The organism is Qipengyuania sp. JC766 (assembly GCF_040717445.1).
GTDB lineage: Bacteria > Pseudomonadota > Alphaproteobacteria > Sphingomonadales > Sphingomonadaceae > JC766.
On sequence record NZ_JBFEFL010000001.1, the window covers coordinates 2113181 to 2126634 of the forward strand.

Sequence of the window (13454 nt, forward strand, 5' to 3'; positions counted from 1 at the left end):
CCCGAGCGCGATGCGCCGGTCAAGCACTCGACTTGGCCGCATCAGCGGTTAAGGCAGTCGCCATGGGAGGACCCGCGCCCTTCGTGCTGCTCGACGATGCCCGTGCCGATGGCGCGGCCGACGCGCATCTGTTCGAGAACCCGCAGGCGCTGTTCGTCGCGCGCCGGGCGGACGAAGTCGCGCGTGTGCTGGAGGACGCGGACAAAGCCCGCCGGGACACGAGGGGCACGCTGGCCGGGTACATCGCCTACGAAGCGGGCATGGCGCTCGAACCGCGGCTGGCGGAACTGGCGGACACGCGCACGGGCGCGGCCGGCCCGCTCGTCTGGCTGGGGCTGTTCGACGATGCGCAGACGATCCCGGCCGGCGAAGTGCCCGGATGGCTGGCCACACGCGCTCCGGGCGAGGCGTCGATCGGGCCGTTGCAGCCGCAAGTCTCGCGCGGCGCATATGGCAGGGCGTTTGCCGCCCTGCAGGACGCGATCAGGGCGGGCGACATCTACCAGGCCAATCTCACGCTCCCGCTGGCGGGCAGCTTCCGCGGCGATCCCGTGGCGCTTTACGGCGCGCTGCGGCCGGCGGCGCAGGCGGGGTATGGCGGCATCGTCTTCGACGGGTCGGACTGGTTGCTCAGCCTTTCGCCCGAGATGTTCGTTTCGCTGAAGGACGGATCCGCCCGCGCCAAACCGATGAAAGGCACCCGTCCACGTGCCGGCGATGCGGGGGCGGACCGCGCGATGGCGGAAGAACTCGCCGGATCGGAGAAGGACCGGGCCGAAAACCTGATGATCGTGGACCTGATGCGCAACGACCTGTCGCGCGTGGCGGCGGCCGGATCGGTGCAGGTCGACAATCCCTTCGCGATCGAGACGTACCCGACCGTGCACCAGATGGTCTCCACCATCCGGGCCGAGCTGGCCGAGGGCAAGACCGCGATCGACCTCGTCCGCGCGCTGTTCCCCTGCGGTTCCATCACCGGTGCACCCAAGATTCGCGCGATGGAACTCATCGCACAGGTCGAGCGGGACGCGCGCGGACCCTATTGCGGCGCGATCGGCCGGATCGGACCGGGCAATGATGCGGCCTTCAATGTGGCGATCCGTACGTTGCGACTGACCCCGATCGAGAACGGGCAGGGCCGCGCGGTGCTGGGCGTCGGGTCCGCCATCGTCGCGGACAGCGATCCGCAGACCGAATGGAACGAAACGCTTCTGAAAGCCGGTTTCGCCCGCCGGAGTTCCGCGGAGCAGCGCGCCCCGGGCTTCGACCTGATCGAGACGATGCGGTTCGACCCCAAAGAAGGCATCGCACTGCTCGAACTGCACCTGGAACGGATGAAGGCGAGCGCGGCGGAACTGGGCTTCGCTTTCGACCGGCACGCCGCGCGCAACCAGATCCAGGCGCTATGTTTCGATCTCGATGCCGCCAGCAAGGTTCGGTTGGTGGCGGCGCGGAGCGGGGCGATCGCGCTCGAATCGACGCCGCTGGGTGAAGCTCCGGACGAGCCCGTGCGATGCATCGCCCTGCCGCTGCCTATCGAGCCGGGCGACATCCGCCTGCGCCACAAGACCACCGATCGCGACTTTCACGAAGCCGCACGCGCGGTCGCCCGCAAGGGCGGCGCGGCAGAAGCCGTGCTGGTGCGGCAGGACGGGTTCGTGACCGAAGGCGCGTGGACCAGCGTGTTCGTGGAACGCGACGGCGTGCTCCTGACCCCGCCCGCCCATCGCGGCCTGCTTCCCGGTGTCCTTCGCCGGTTCCTGCTCGAAAGCGGGCGTGCCGTGGAGGCGGACCTTACGCTGGACGACCTTGCAGGAGGCTTCCTGCTCGGCAATGCGGTGCGCGGACTGATGGCTGCGCGGATCGAACCATGATCGAGATACTGTACGAAGACGGCGAAGCGCTGGTGATCGACAAGCCAGCCGGCCTGTCGGTCGATCCGCCGCGCCGCGGGGGCCCGTCGCTCGAGGATCACCTCGACGAGCTCAAGCTCGGCTTCCAGCGCGCGCCGATCCCGGTGCACCGCCTGGATACCGACACCAGCGGCTGCCTGCTCCTTGCCCGCAACCCCAAGGCGGTGAAGCGGTTTTCGGCCGCGTTCGAGGCGCGCAGCGTAGCCAAGACCTATCTCGGTATCCTCGCGGGCGTGCCCGACGACGAGGAAGGGCTGGTCGAACTGTCGCTCTCCAAGGTCAGCACGAAGGCGAAGGGATGGCGCATGATCCCGGCGCGGAAGGGCAAGCCCTCGATCACGCATTGGCGCACCATCGCACGCGGGTCGGGTCGCACGCTGGTGGAGTTCACGCCCGAGACCGGACGCACGCACCAGCTGCGCGTCCATGCGGCGAGTGGCATCGGCATCCCGCTGCTGGGCGATCCGGTCTATGGCGCCGGCAAGGCCGAGGCCGGGCGCACGATGCTGCATGCATCGGCCCTGCGGGTGCCGCGCGAGGGCAAGACGGATATCGAGGCGGTCGCGCCGGTCCCGGCGGATTTCGTCGCCCTGGGCTTCGACGGTGCTGGCTGACACCCTGGCACGCGCGCATGCGCTGGCGGAGGAGAAATTCGTCGCCGGCAGTGGCCCGGGCGGCCAGAACGCCAACAAGGTCGCCACCACGGTGCAGTTGCGGGTGAACATCTACGCGCTCGCCCTGCCCACCCCGGTCTTCCACCGATTGAAGGACCTTGCCGGCGGCAAGCTGACCAAGGAAGGCGACATCCTGATCGACGCGCGCGAATACCGTACGCAGGAACAGAACCGGGAAGCGGCGCGCGAACGGCTGGAGGACCTGCTGACCCGCGCGTTCCGGCCGCCGCCGCGGCGCAAGAAGGTGCGCGTGAACCGCGTGGGAAAGGTCAAGCGCCTCAAGGCGAAGAAGGAGCGCGGCGCAATCAAGGCCAACCGCGGCAAGGTTTCGCGCAAGGACTGGTGATTTTCTTGACTCTGGCGGTGGAATCCATCAAAGCGCGCGGCTGAAACGGCGGTGCCGCCTTTTTTGAGGGCGCGCCGCCGCGTTTGTTTCACACCTTGCACAATAGGGGCGCTGCCCCACCAGACCGACAGGATAGCGCCATGGCGAAGCCCGCAACCGTCAAGATCAAGCTCGTCTCGACCGCAGACACGGGCTTCTACTACGTGACCAAGAAGAACCCGCGCAACATCACCGAGAAGATGTCCTTCCGCAAATACGACCCGGTCGCGCGCAAGCACGTCGAGTTCAAGGAAGCCAAGATCAAGTAATCGCGCGAGCGAGCCTGAACGGCGGGAACCGCCCGGGTTCAGAACCGGTTCAATGCTCGATCTTTAATCGGAGGAGCATGAGCATGATCCATCGTTTCCGCAACGCGCCGCTTCGCAGCGCTCTCGCAGCCGCCCTGCTTCTCGGGGCGCCCGCTTCCGTCGCCACCACGTCCGCGACTGCCACGGCGCAGTCCGGCGATCTCGACAAGGCGGTCGCCGCCCTGCGCGGGATCTCGACCATGAAGGCGGACTTCACGCAGACCGACCGGCAGGGCCGAACGGTCGGCGGCAAGCTGACTCTCAAGCGTCCGGGCAAGATCCGCTTCCAGTACGAGAAGGGCGTCCCGATGCTGCTCGTCTCGAACGGCAGCTCGCTGACGCTGATCGATTACGAAGTGAACCAGGTCGAACGCTGGCCGGTCAAGAACTCGCCGCTCGGCGCGCTGCTCGACCCCAGCCGGGACGTGAAGCGGTACGGCAAGCTGCAGCCGACCAGCAACAGCAACGTGATCAGTGTCGAAGTGCACGATCCGAGCAAGCCGGAATACGGCCGGATCACGCTGATCTTCACCAAGAACGCCAGTGCGCCGGGCGGCTGGCAGCTGACCAACTGGGTGGCGCTCGATTCGCAGAACCATCGCACCACCGTGCGGCTGCGCAACCAGAAGTACGGCATGTCCGTTGCCGACAGCGAATTCACCTACCGCGATCCGCGCCGTTCGGGCCGTCGCTGAGGAGTAACGGCTGGTCCCCGGACAGTGCCGGATTAGCGACCAAAACGGGGCTTTCGTTCATTCAGCGGACATGACGAAAGCCCTAGTTTGTAATCACCAGACGGTTGGAGACGGGTTTCCCCCCTGTTGCCTCGTTCTCCTGGTTTGGCCGATCTGGAAAGCGTGACGAACGCTGACATGGAACCCTCGTGCCAATGCCCCCGGCACGGGGGTTTTTTGTGTCCGTCTACCGATATCCGGCGTTCAGTCTCCCCAGCCGAACGCCCTGCGGATGATGTGATAGACGCGGTCCTGTTCGATTATGCCACGCACGTTTTCCGCGCCCGGTCCGGTTCCGAACAGGGCGACGTCCTCGCCGCCATGCGTTTCGCTGCCCAGCGGGACCAGCGATTGCTGGATCGCGCCGACGCCGGTCTGCGGTACCGGCCTTTCCCCGGTGACGGCGCCCGGTCCGTTTGCATAGCCGAGCGTGGTGTAGGGTTTCCCGTCGCGCGCGAGCGAAGGGCCGTCCTGCGTGTCCTCGTCATCCTCGCCCCCGCCGGCGGGCGGGTGGACGAGGCCGAGGATATCGTTGCCGCGGCGGGGATAACCGGCGATGGTGAACACGTGGCTGTGGTCCGCCGTGACCAGGATCATCGTTTCTTCCGGATCGGTGTTGTCGACCGCGTACTGGATCGCGCGGGCGAATTCCGCGCCTTCCTCCAAGGCATATCCCGCCTGTCCGGCGTGATGCGCGTGATCGATCCGCCCGCCTTCCACCATCAGGTAAAAGCCCTGCGGATCGCCGGACAGCCTGCGAATCGCTTCGCCGGTCATGTCGGTCAGGGTCGGTTCGGCGCTGTCGGCGGTGCGGTCCGCCGTGTATTCCAAGTGGCTCTGCGAAAAGAGGCCCAGCAGCGGCCGGTCGGCAGGGGCGGCGCGCATCGCCGCGGCAGTCTCCGCAAAGGTGCCGCCGGTGTCCTCCTGCCATGCGGCCACGAGGTCGGCATCGGCGTCGGTCCTGCGACCGCCCTTGTCGCTGCCGAAGAACTGCGCCCGGCCTCCGCCCAGCGCCACGTCCCACTCCGCCTCGACCAGCTGGCGCGCGATATCGCGGCAGCCGAAGCCGTTCTGGTCCGCCGCGATGCCGCTGTCGGCTTCCCAGTTGCGATCGACGCTGCGGGCGTAGACAGAGGCCGGCGTCGCATGGGTGATCCGCGCGGTACTGACGATGCCGAGCGCAAGGCCGCGCTCCTTCACTTCCTCGCCCAGCAGGGGCAGGTGGTGCTGCTCGCCCACCCGGCAGTCGCCGCGCGGCGCTTCGGGTCCGATGCCGAGCATTCCGATGCGGGTCTTGCTGCCCGAATGGAGCGCGGTCGCGGTGCCGGCGCTGTCCGGCACCTGCGCATCGGTGTTGTAGGTCTTGACCAGCGCCACGTGGTCCCAGCGATCGAAGGGCAGTTCGTACTCTTCGCCCGTCCCGCCCTGCTTCTGCCCGGCATAGATGCGCATGGCGGTGATCGTGGAAATGCCCATCCCGTCGCCGATGAACATGATCACGTTCTTCGCCCGTTTCGGCTGCGGCGCGGGCTTTTCCATCACGGCGGTGACCACGGTAGCGGATTGCGCCTGCGGAGCGGGATCGCGCCCGGTCGTGGTGCAGGCGGCAAGGGCCAGCGCGGCGGTGGCGAGGACGGGAAGGGTGCGGAACATGGGGTCGCTCTCCTGAAGGCGGCGCAGTGGCTCCCCTCTAACATCCATTCGCAATGCGACGGAACGGTGAAACTTGTGCCTTTTCGACAGGCTGCCTAAGGCGCGGGGCATGGTTTCCGTCGCCACCTGGAACATCAATTCCGTCCGCCTGCGCATGCCGATCGTCGAGCGTTTCCTGAAGGAAGAGGCGCCCGACGTCCTCGCCCTGCAGGAGATCAAGTGCCAAGAACACCAGTTCCCCTACGAGGCGTTCCGCGGGCTGGGTTACGAGCATTTCGCAATCACCGGCCAGAAGGGCTATCACGGCGTCGCCACGGTCAGCCGCATTCCGCTGAAGGATTTCTCCCGCCACGACTGGCAGGACAATGGCGAGGCGCGCCATGTGGGCGTCGAACTGCTGGGCCCGGGCAAGGGCATGATCCTGGAGAACGTCTACGTCCCCGCCGGCGGGGACGAGCCGGACCGGACGGTCAATCCGAAGTTCGGCCAGAAGCTCGACTTCCTCGGCCGCATGACCCGCTGGGCCGAAACGATCGACCGGCCCACGCTGATCGTCGGCGATTTCAACGTCGCCCCGCTGGAAAGCGACGTCTGGAGCCACAAGCAGCTGCTCAAGGTCGTCAGCCACACGCCGGTCGAGGTGGAGACGCTGCAGCGTTTCATGGACGCGCATGGCTGGACCGATATCGGGCGCGAGCACATCCGCGCGCCGGAACGCTATTACAGCTGGTGGAGCTACCGCGCGAAGGACTGGCGCAAGGGCGACCGGGGCCGGCGGCTCGACCACATGTGGGCCAGCCCCGACCTCGCGAAGCAGGCCACGGCGCACCGCGTGCTCGAACATCCGCGCGACTGGGAAAAGCCGAGCGACCATGTGCCGCTGATCACGGAGTTCGACCTCTGAACGAGGCTTCGCCCACTCGCCGCGTGGCGCGGGCGATCGATGCGTTGCGGCATGGCTGGCCGATCGCGATGGAAGGGGGGCCGGTGCTGCTGCCGGTGGAAACCGCCATCGCATCGGAAGCGCGGGCCGGCCGGATGCTCCTTTCGGCGACGCGGGCGGCGACTCTCAAGCTCGCCAACCAGCGCGAGGCGGGCGATCCGCGCAATCCTGTGCTGATCCGGGGCGCCGAGCCGTTCGACCTGGCAGGCGCGCTGCCGGTCGCGGATCCGGCGCTGGACCTCTCCTCTCCGCTGAAGGGACCGTTCGAGGCCGTGCCGCTCGACTGGACCGACGCGGCGCGCACCGCGCTGGATCTCGCCCGGCTAGCCGGCATCCTGCCCGCCTTCCTGGTCGATCCGGAGCACGCCGGGGAGAGCGAGCCTGTCTCCACGCAGGATCTCGCCGCATGGTCGGACCCTGCAAACCTGCGCATCGTGACGCGCGCGCGCCTGCCGATTGCGGCGGGCGAGGACGGCACCATCGTCGCTTTTCGCGCGCCCGACGACATGCGCGAACACGTCGCGCTGATCCTCGGCCGACAGACCGGCGACCGGGTCCCGCTGGTCCGGCTGCATTCCGAATGCCTGACGGGCGACGTGTTCGGCAGCCTCAAATGCGATTGCGGCCCGCAACTCGATGGCGCGCTCTCGGCGATCGCGGCCGAAGCATCGCAGGGCGGCTGGGGCTCGGTGCTCTACATGCGGCAGGAGGGGCGCGGCATCGGCCTCGTCAACAAGCTGCGCGCCTATCGCCTGCAGGACCAGGGTTTCGACACGGTCGATGCCAACACGCGCCTGGGCCTGCCGGACGAGGCACGCGATTTCCCGACCGCCGCCCGGATGCTCGATCTGCTGGGCGCGCGCACGGTCCGCCTGCTGACCAACAATCCGGCCAAGGTCGCCGCGCTGGAAAGCGCCGGGGTGAGGGTGGAGGAACGCGTCGCGCACAGCCTGCCGGACAACCGGCACAACACGCGCTACCTCGCCACCAAGCGCGACCGGCACGGGCACCTGCTGCCGTAAGACGCGCGGATCAGGCCCGGCGGCCCAGTGCCTCTCCCATGCGGACGGCGGTGCCGGGTGTCAGGTCATCGCGCCAGGTCACGCGGCCCGGTTCGAACAGCAGCACCACGGTCGATCCCAAGATAAAGCGGCCCATTTCCGCGCCCGCGTCGAGCCGGTGCGCGCCGGGCGCATAGTCGCGCCGTTCGACGACCGGGGAATGTGTCGGCTGCGCGCCGCTCCAGACGGTCTCGATCCCCGCCACGATCATCGCGCCGACCATCACGCTGGCGAACTCGCCGATGTCGCCCGTGAATCGGCACGCCAGCCGCTCGTTGCGAGCGAACAGGCCATCGACATTCTCGGCCGTCACCGTGTTCACGCTGAACAGGTCGCCCGGCACGTAGGTGGTGGCGGCAAGTGTGCCCGACGCCGGCATGTGGACCCGGTGGTAATCGCGCGGCGAAAGATAGATGGTCGCAAACGCCCCGCCCTCGAACCGCCGCGCGGCCTCCGCATCGTCGCCCAGCAATTGCCGCGCGGTGAAATGGCGGCCCTTGGCCTGGAATATCCGCCCTTCGGTTACCGTGCCGACCTGGCTGACCGCACCGTCCGCCGGGCTCAGCACATGCGTTGCGGCATCGGCCAGCGGCCGCGCGCCGGGTTTCAGCTCGCGGGTGAAGAAGTCGTTGAAACTGCGATATTCGGCGATGCCGCGCGCGGCCTCGTCCATATCGACATCGTACGCTTTCACGAACCGCCGGATCAGCCGGTCCTTCAGCCAGGGCGTCTCGCTCGAGGCGAAGCGGCCCGCGAGGCGGGAGACCGCGTGATGCGGCAGCGCATGCTGCAACCAGATGAAAGGCGACGCCATCCCCTCCCCATGCCCGTCCGGGCAGAGGGAGGCAATGTCGCCCGGCTCAGCGGCTTTCGAAGGAAGTCAGGCCCTGACCCAGCGTGTTGTCGCCGATGGCGAGGGTGTCCCCGCTCCAGTCCGCGACGAAGGCCGTCTCGCGGCGCACCGCCGGCGCGAGGCGCGCGTCGTTGCCGGCGATTTGCAGCCCTTGCGAGCTGTGCAGCCGTTCTTCCGCGCCCACCGCGATGAAGGCGGAGTAGTTTTCCTTGTCCTTGCCCTGCACGAACCAGTTGTTCGTGATCTGGCCGGTCGCACCGGCGGGCAGGTCGATCATGTAATTGGTGCCGCGCCCGTTCGAATCGTCGAAACTGGAACTGGCGATGTCCACGCGCGCCGCGCGGGCCTTCACGTAATGGCCGCCCGTGCCCCGTTCGAACCGGCTGCGCGTCACGCGCAGGTGGCCGTAATCGCCGATATAGACCGAATGCGCGCAGCCCCCGCCGCCTTCGCAGGTGCCGAGGCCGGAGAAGGTGGACTTGTCGATCACGATCTGGCCGGACGTGTCGTTGGCAGACAGGATGCCCTGCTGGCTGTCGGCGAACCAGCTCTGGCTGACGGTCAGGTCGCCCTGCTCCAGCCGGATGCCGGCGCCGTTGAAATCGGGGACCGCCATGTTGCGGAACACCAGCCCGGAAACCTTGGCGCCGCGTCCGCGCAGGACGAGCGCCGCCTTGCCTTCGCAGGTGCGCGAATCGAAGATCGATTCGCCCGGCGTCACCGCCATGTATTCGATCGATCCGCCTTCCTGCACCGCGCACTGGCGATAGGTGCCGGGCTGGATCGCGATGGTGCCGGTGCCGTCCCCGATGGCGTTAACCGCGTCCTGCAGGCTGTCATAGCCCTGCCCGTTCTCCACCACGGTGAAGGGCGCGGGAGAGCCCTGCGCCAGCAGCGCCGCGGCCGGAATGGAGGATACCGCGACGGCGGCAACGAAGGCCAGAAGGCGCAGGGGCGGGCGATAGCCGGGACGCGGCAGGGTACTTTCCATGCGCCCCGCGCTAACGCAAAAGGGTTAACGGGCTGCTAAGGGTTCCGCGCGTTTCGCCGCTGGATTCAGTCGTCTCCGCCGGCGCGCCAGCGCCAGCCGCCACGTGTGCGCCGGTGGACGACGATCAGGAACAGGATCGTGACCGGGAGCCCGAGAACCACCAGCAGGATGGCCTCGATCGGCCCTTCGATGGCGGCCAGCAGGGACAGGCCGAAGATGAACGCGACATAGGACGCCAGGAGGACCCAGCCCTGCCAGGCGATCGGCAGCCCGGCACCGTAGCCGAACGTCTTGGGTCTGAACCAGTCCCCTTCTTCGAAAAACGGTCCGAGCATCTCAATCTTCCTTCGGCGGCCGGCCGCGGCGGGGCTGGGCGGTGTGCTTCACTTCGATGCCGCGGTCCTTCAGCGCATCGCGCAGAAGCATTTCGATCTGCGCATTGGCGCTGCGAAGCTCGGCTGCCGCGAGCCGCTCGATCGCGGCGTGGACCGCCGGATCGAGGCGCAGGGCAAAGGCTTTCTTGGTGCTATCGGGCATGGGAAATCCGCGAGGGCTCGCCTACTGGTAGAGCGAGCCTGCGTTCACCACCGGATGCGCGTCCTTCTCGCCGCACAGGACGACCATCAGGTTGGACACCATCGCGGCGCGCCGCTCGTCGTCCATCTCGACGATATTGTCCTCGCTCAACTTGGTCAGCGCATCTTCCACCATCCCGACCGCGCCCAGCACGATCTTGGCCCGGGTCGCGATGATTGCGTCGGCCTGCTGGCGCTTCAGCATCGCGCTGGCGATCTCGCTGGCATAGGCCAAGTGCGTCAGGCCCGCTTCGTCCACCACGATCCCGGCCACGCGCAGCCGCTCGTTCAGCTCTTCCAGCAATTCGCGGTTGATGACGTCCGCGCCGCCGCGCAGCGTCACTTCCTCCCCTTCGAAATCGTCATAGGGATGGCGCGCGCCGACCGTGCGCAGGCCGGCCTCGATCTGGATGTTCACGAACATCGAGTAATCGTCCACATCGAACACCGCCTGCGCGGTGTCCGCCACGCGCCAGACCACGTTGCAGGCGATCTCGATCGGGTTGCCGCGCAAATCGTTGATCTTCACCCGCTCGGAATGGATGTTGCGCGCGCGCACCGACACCTTGTTGCGCATGATCCAGGGCCAGACCCAGCGCAGCCCCTCGCGCCGCTCGGTCCCGCGATATTCGCCGAACAGGGTCAGCACGGCCGCCTGGTTGGGCTGGATCATGAAGAATCCGCACAGGATGAAGATCGGGACGATGGCGGCAGTCGCGAGCGATCCGATGAAGATGATCTTGTCCGCCTTCGATGCGCCGTCGGACGGAGCGAACTGGACGATGCCCCAGGCGGCCAGCGCCGTGACCAGCACGAACAGGCCGAGCATCAGGTAGCCGCTGGAACTGGTGCCGTCCCGCTCCTCGCTTTTTGTCATGGCGCGCCGGGCCTGTCCGGGCTGCTCCGCCAGAGTGGCATTGGTCATCGCATTCCTCCTCATCGATATAATTATGATATCATCTTTATATCGAATCGGCGGTTCGGTCAATTCTCCCGGATCACTTTCAGGAACGCTTCGCCATAGGCGTCCAGCTTCTTCGCGCCGACGCCCGAAATGCGGCCCATCTGGTCCTGCGAGCGGGGACGCTGCGCGGCCATGTCGCGCAGGACCGAATCGTGGAAGATAACGTAGGGCGGCACCTGCTGCTCCTCGGCCAGCGTCTTGCGCAGGTCGCGCAGCGCGTCGAACAGCGGATCGCCGACCGGATTGGCTGCGCCGTTCCTTGCCTGCCGGCCGCTGCGGGAAGACTTTTTCGGGGGCAGCACGATCTCGACCGCCTTCTCCCCCTTGAGTATCGCTGGCGCATCGCCCGCCAGGGCCAGCCCGCCATGGTCGGTCGGGATTAGCGCTCCGCGGGCCTGCAACGCGCGGCTGAGCGGTTGCAGCAGGCGGGCATCCTCGGCCCCGACGATGCCGAACACGCTCAACCGGTCGTGCTGGCGCTGCCGGATGCGCTCGTCCTGGCTGCCGGTCAGGACCTTCTTCAAATGCCCGAAGCCGAAGCTCTGCCCGGTGCGATAGACCGCGGAAAGCAGTTTGCGCGCGAGTTCGGTGACATCGGTGACGCCGGGCCGTTCCAGGCAATTGTCGCAATTGCCGCAGCGTTCGGGCGGGTCCTCCCCGAAATGGCGCAGCAGGACGGCGCGGCGGCATTCTGCCGTCTCGACCAGCATGGCGAGCGCGTTCAGCCGCTCGCGTTCTTCCATCTGCCGGTCCTGCGGTAGTTCGGCGAGCCGCTGGCGCGCAGTCGCGAAATCGCCCGCGCCCCACAGCATGACCGCAATCGCCGGGTCCCCGTCGCGCCCGGCACGTCCGGTTTCCTGGTAATAGGCTTCGATCGACTTGGGGATGCCGGCATGGGCCACGAAGCGCACGTCCGGCTTGTCGATCCCCATGCCGAACGCGATGGTGGCGACGACGACCATGTCCTCGCTCGCGACGAAGGCGGACTGGTTGGCCTTGCGCTCCTCCGGGTCGAGCCCGGCATGGTAGGGCCGCACGTCGCGCCCGGTGGCATCGGCCAGCTTCGCCGCCAGGTCCTCCACCTTGCGCCGGGTCGGCGCGTAGACGATCCCCGGGCCGGGGTTGTCCGCCATGATCCCGGCGATCTGCCGCACCGGATTGTCGCGATGGCGGATGGCATAGCGGATGTTGGGCCGGTCGAAGCCCGCCAGCACCAGCCCGTCCGCCGGGATGCCCAGCTGGCCGAGGATGTCGGCGCGCGTCCGCGCATCGGCGGTCGCGGTGAGCGCGAGGCGCGGCACGTCGGGGAAGCTGTCGAGCAGGGGGCGCAGCTGGCGATAATCGGGCCGGAAGTCGTGCCCCCACTCCGATACGCAATGCGCCTCGTCGATCGCGAACAGGGACAGCCGGGTCGAAGCGAGCAATTCGCGGAACTGCGGCTGGCTCGCCCGCTCCGGCGCGACGTAGAGCAGGTCCAGTTCGCCCGCGCGGAAACTGTCGATCGTCTCGCGCCAGTCGGCATCGGCGCTGGTCAGGGTCGCGGCCCTGATGCCGTTCGCCCGGGCGGAGCGGAGCTGGTCGTGCATCAGCGCGATCAGCGGGGAGATCGTGACGCAGGTCCCCTCCAGCATCGCCGCGGGCAGCTGGTAGGTGAGCGACTTGCCCGCGCCCGTCGGCATCACCGCCAGCGCGGACCGGCCGGTCAGGACGCGGCCCAGCACCTCGTCCTGCGCGCCGCGGAAATCGGAATATCCGAAAATGTCCCGCAGAGCGTTTCGCGCCCTATCGAGCGCCTTATCCGCATCGTCCTGTACCGTCATCGCGCCGCTCCTGCACCAGGCGGCGCACGAAACAAAGCGGTCCGATGGGGGGAATTTGGATTTGCCCCCACCTGCCGCTTCCAGTATTTTGCGCCGGTTTCGGCCATCCCCCGGCCCCATGCAGACGGAGATTTCGCATGAAGAAGTTCACCCTCGCCGCCCTTGCCGGCTCGACCGCCCTCCTCCTCGCCGCCTGCGGAGGCGGCAGCGACGACGACGCATCGGGCGACTCCAGCGCCGAAACCGTCGAGTATCCGGCCGACCAGGCCGTCGACCTCGTGCAGGACGAACCGGTCGAGGATCCCGAAGCGGCCGCCGTCGACCGCGGCCTGCAGGACACCACGCCCGAACCCGCCCCGCGCGCGACGATCTCCGAAGAACGCATCGACGAACAGGCTGCCGCGGCCGAAGCCGCAGCCGCGGATGTCGCTGCGATCGCCGCTGCCGCCAGGGCCGCTGCGGACGATTCCGCGCCCAAGATGGACGACAGCCCGCCGAAGATGGACGATTCTTCCGGCGAGTAAGCGGCCATGCCGTAACGACACGGGCGGGCGGATCGCAATGCGGCGATTCGCCCGCT

15 protein-coding genes are annotated in these 13454 nt (G+C 67.8%); 8 read left to right on the forward strand and 7 right to left on the reverse strand.

Features of this window, described 5'->3' with window-relative positions; translation table 11 throughout:
* The first annotated feature begins 62 nt into the window (after window positions 1-62).
* The 5 genes from pabB (at window position 63) to AB1K63_RS10185 (ending at window position 3975) form a co-directional block, all read left to right on the forward strand.
* Window positions 63-1874, forward strand: coding sequence for an aminodeoxychorismate synthase component I (gene pabB, locus AB1K63_RS10165; RefSeq protein WP_366960007.1), 1812 nt, complete (start codon window positions 63-65; stop codon window positions 1872-1874).
* Window positions 1871-2527, forward strand: coding sequence for an RNA pseudouridine synthase (locus tag AB1K63_RS10170; RefSeq protein WP_366960008.1), 657 nt, complete (start codon window positions 1871-1873; stop codon window positions 2525-2527). The genes pabB and AB1K63_RS10170 overlap by 4 nt, the downstream gene beginning before the upstream one ends.
* Window positions 2517-2933 carry an alternative ribosome rescue aminoacyl-tRNA hydrolase ArfB gene (arfB, locus tag AB1K63_RS10175; RefSeq protein WP_366960009.1) on the forward strand — a complete coding sequence of 139 codons (417 nt, stop codon included), beginning with the start codon at window positions 2517-2519 and terminating at the stop codon, window positions 2931-2933. Before AB1K63_RS10170 ends, arfB begins: the two co-directional genes overlap by 11 nt.
* Before the next feature lie 140 nt (window positions 2934-3073).
* A complete protein-coding gene (gene rpmG / locus AB1K63_RS10180) occupies window positions 3074-3241 on the forward strand; it encodes a 50S ribosomal protein L33 (RefSeq protein WP_366960010.1) in 168 nt (55 codons plus the stop codon).
* 77 nt (window positions 3242-3318) lie between these two features.
* The gene (locus tag AB1K63_RS10185; RefSeq protein ID WP_366960011.1) at window positions 3319-3975 is read left to right on the forward strand and encodes an outer membrane lipoprotein carrier protein LolA; all 657 of its coding nucleotides are present in this window, start codon (window positions 3319-3321) and stop codon (window positions 3973-3975) included.
* A gap of 243 nt (window positions 3976-4218) precedes the next feature.
* On the opposite strand, the gene AB1K63_RS10190 is transcribed toward AB1K63_RS10185, so the two are convergent.
* On the reverse strand, window positions 4219-5667 hold the full coding sequence (locus AB1K63_RS10190; RefSeq protein ID WP_366960012.1) for an alkaline phosphatase: 1449 nt from the start codon (window positions 5665-5667) through the stop codon (window positions 4219-4221).
* Between the two features lie 109 nt (window positions 5668-5776).
* Between AB1K63_RS10190 and AB1K63_RS10195 the strand changes: the two genes are divergently transcribed.
* A complete protein-coding gene (locus AB1K63_RS10195; RefSeq protein ID WP_366960013.1) occupies window positions 5777-6571 on the forward strand; it encodes an exodeoxyribonuclease III in 795 nt (264 codons plus the stop codon).
* Window positions 6572-6594: 23 nt separating this feature from the next.
* Window positions 6595-7632 (forward strand): GTP cyclohydrolase II, encoded by a 1038-nt coding sequence (ribA, locus tag AB1K63_RS10200; RefSeq protein ID WP_366960014.1) that lies wholly within the window; start codon window positions 6595-6597, stop codon window positions 7630-7632.
* Window positions 7633-7642: 10 nt separating this feature from the next.
* On the opposite strand, the gene asd is transcribed toward ribA, so the two are convergent.
* The 6 genes from asd to recQ form a co-directional block, all read right to left on the reverse strand.
* Complete coding sequence (asd, locus tag AB1K63_RS10205; RefSeq protein WP_366960015.1) at window positions 7643-8485, reverse strand: archaetidylserine decarboxylase; 843 nt, start codon at window positions 8483-8485, stop codon at window positions 7643-7645.
* Window positions 8486-8531: 46 nt separating this feature from the next.
* Window positions 8532-9515 (reverse strand): right-handed parallel beta-helix repeat-containing protein, encoded by a 984-nt coding sequence (locus AB1K63_RS10210; protein ID WP_366960016.1) that lies wholly within the window; start codon window positions 9513-9515, stop codon window positions 8532-8534.
* Between the two features lie 65 nt (window positions 9516-9580).
* Window positions 9581-9850, reverse strand: a complete 270-nt coding sequence (locus AB1K63_RS10215; RefSeq protein ID WP_366960017.1) for a hypothetical protein — start codon at window positions 9848-9850, stop codon at window positions 9581-9583.
* Window position 9851: 1 nt separating this feature from the next.
* Window positions 9852-10052: a toxin-antitoxin system HicB family antitoxin gene (locus AB1K63_RS10220; RefSeq protein WP_366960018.1), complete on the reverse strand. Its 201-nt coding sequence runs from the start codon at window positions 10050-10052 to the stop codon at window positions 9852-9854.
* Between the two features lie 21 nt (window positions 10053-10073).
* Window positions 10074-10967: an SPFH domain-containing protein gene (locus AB1K63_RS10225; RefSeq protein WP_366960698.1), complete on the reverse strand. Its 894-nt coding sequence runs from the start codon at window positions 10965-10967 to the stop codon at window positions 10074-10076.
* A gap of 107 nt (window positions 10968-11074) precedes the next feature.
* Entirely contained in the window at window positions 11075-12874 is a 1800-nt protein-coding gene (gene recQ / locus AB1K63_RS10230; protein WP_366960019.1) for a DNA helicase RecQ, read from the reverse strand.
* Between the two features lie 137 nt (window positions 12875-13011).
* Between recQ and AB1K63_RS10235 the strand changes: the two genes are divergently transcribed.
* Window positions 13012-13398, forward strand: coding sequence for a hypothetical protein (locus AB1K63_RS10235; protein WP_366960020.1), 387 nt, complete (start codon window positions 13012-13014; stop codon window positions 13396-13398).
* Window positions 13399-13454 lie beyond the last annotated feature (56 nt).

Coding starts and splice junctions, on each gene's coding strand:
- pabB (WP_366960007.1), top strand. CDS start 63: ATGGGAGGACCCGCGCCCTTCGTGCTGCTCGACGATGCCCGTGCCGAT.
- AB1K63_RS10170 (WP_366960008.1), top strand. CDS start 1,871: ATGATCGAGATACTGTACGAAGACGGCGAAGCGCTGGTGATCGACAAG.
- rpmG (WP_366960010.1), top strand. CDS start 3,074: ATGGCGAAGCCCGCAACCGTCAAGATCAAGCTCGTCTCGACCGCAGAC.
- AB1K63_RS10185 (WP_366960011.1), top strand. CDS start 3,319: ATGAGCATGATCCATCGTTTCCGCAACGCGCCGCTTCGCAGCGCTCTC.
- AB1K63_RS10190 (WP_366960012.1), bottom strand. CDS start 5,667: ATGTTCCGCACCCTTCCCGTCCTCGCCACCGCCGCGCTGGCCCTTGCC.
- AB1K63_RS10195 (WP_366960013.1), top strand. CDS start 5,777: ATGGTTTCCGTCGCCACCTGGAACATCAATTCCGTCCGCCTGCGCATG.
- asd (WP_366960015.1), bottom strand. CDS start 8,485: ATGGCGTCGCCTTTCATCTGGTTGCAGCATGCGCTGCCGCATCACGCG.
- AB1K63_RS10210 (WP_366960016.1), bottom strand. CDS start 9,515: ATGGAAAGTACCCTGCCGCGTCCCGGCTATCGCCCGCCCCTGCGCCTT.
- AB1K63_RS10215 (WP_366960017.1), bottom strand. CDS start 9,850: ATGCTCGGACCGTTTTTCGAAGAAGGGGACTGGTTCAGACCCAAGACG.
- AB1K63_RS10220 (WP_366960018.1), bottom strand. CDS start 10,052: ATGCCCGATAGCACCAAGAAAGCCTTTGCCCTGCGCCTCGATCCGGCG.
- AB1K63_RS10225 (WP_366960698.1), bottom strand. CDS start 10,967: ATGACAAAAAGCGAGGAGCGGGACGGCACCAGTTCCAGCGGCTACCTG.
- recQ (WP_366960019.1), bottom strand. CDS start 12,874: ATGACGGTACAGGACGATGCGGATAAGGCGCTCGATAGGGCGCGAAAC.
- AB1K63_RS10235 (WP_366960020.1), top strand. CDS start 13,012: ATGAAGAAGTTCACCCTCGCCGCCCTTGCCGGCTCGACCGCCCTCCTC.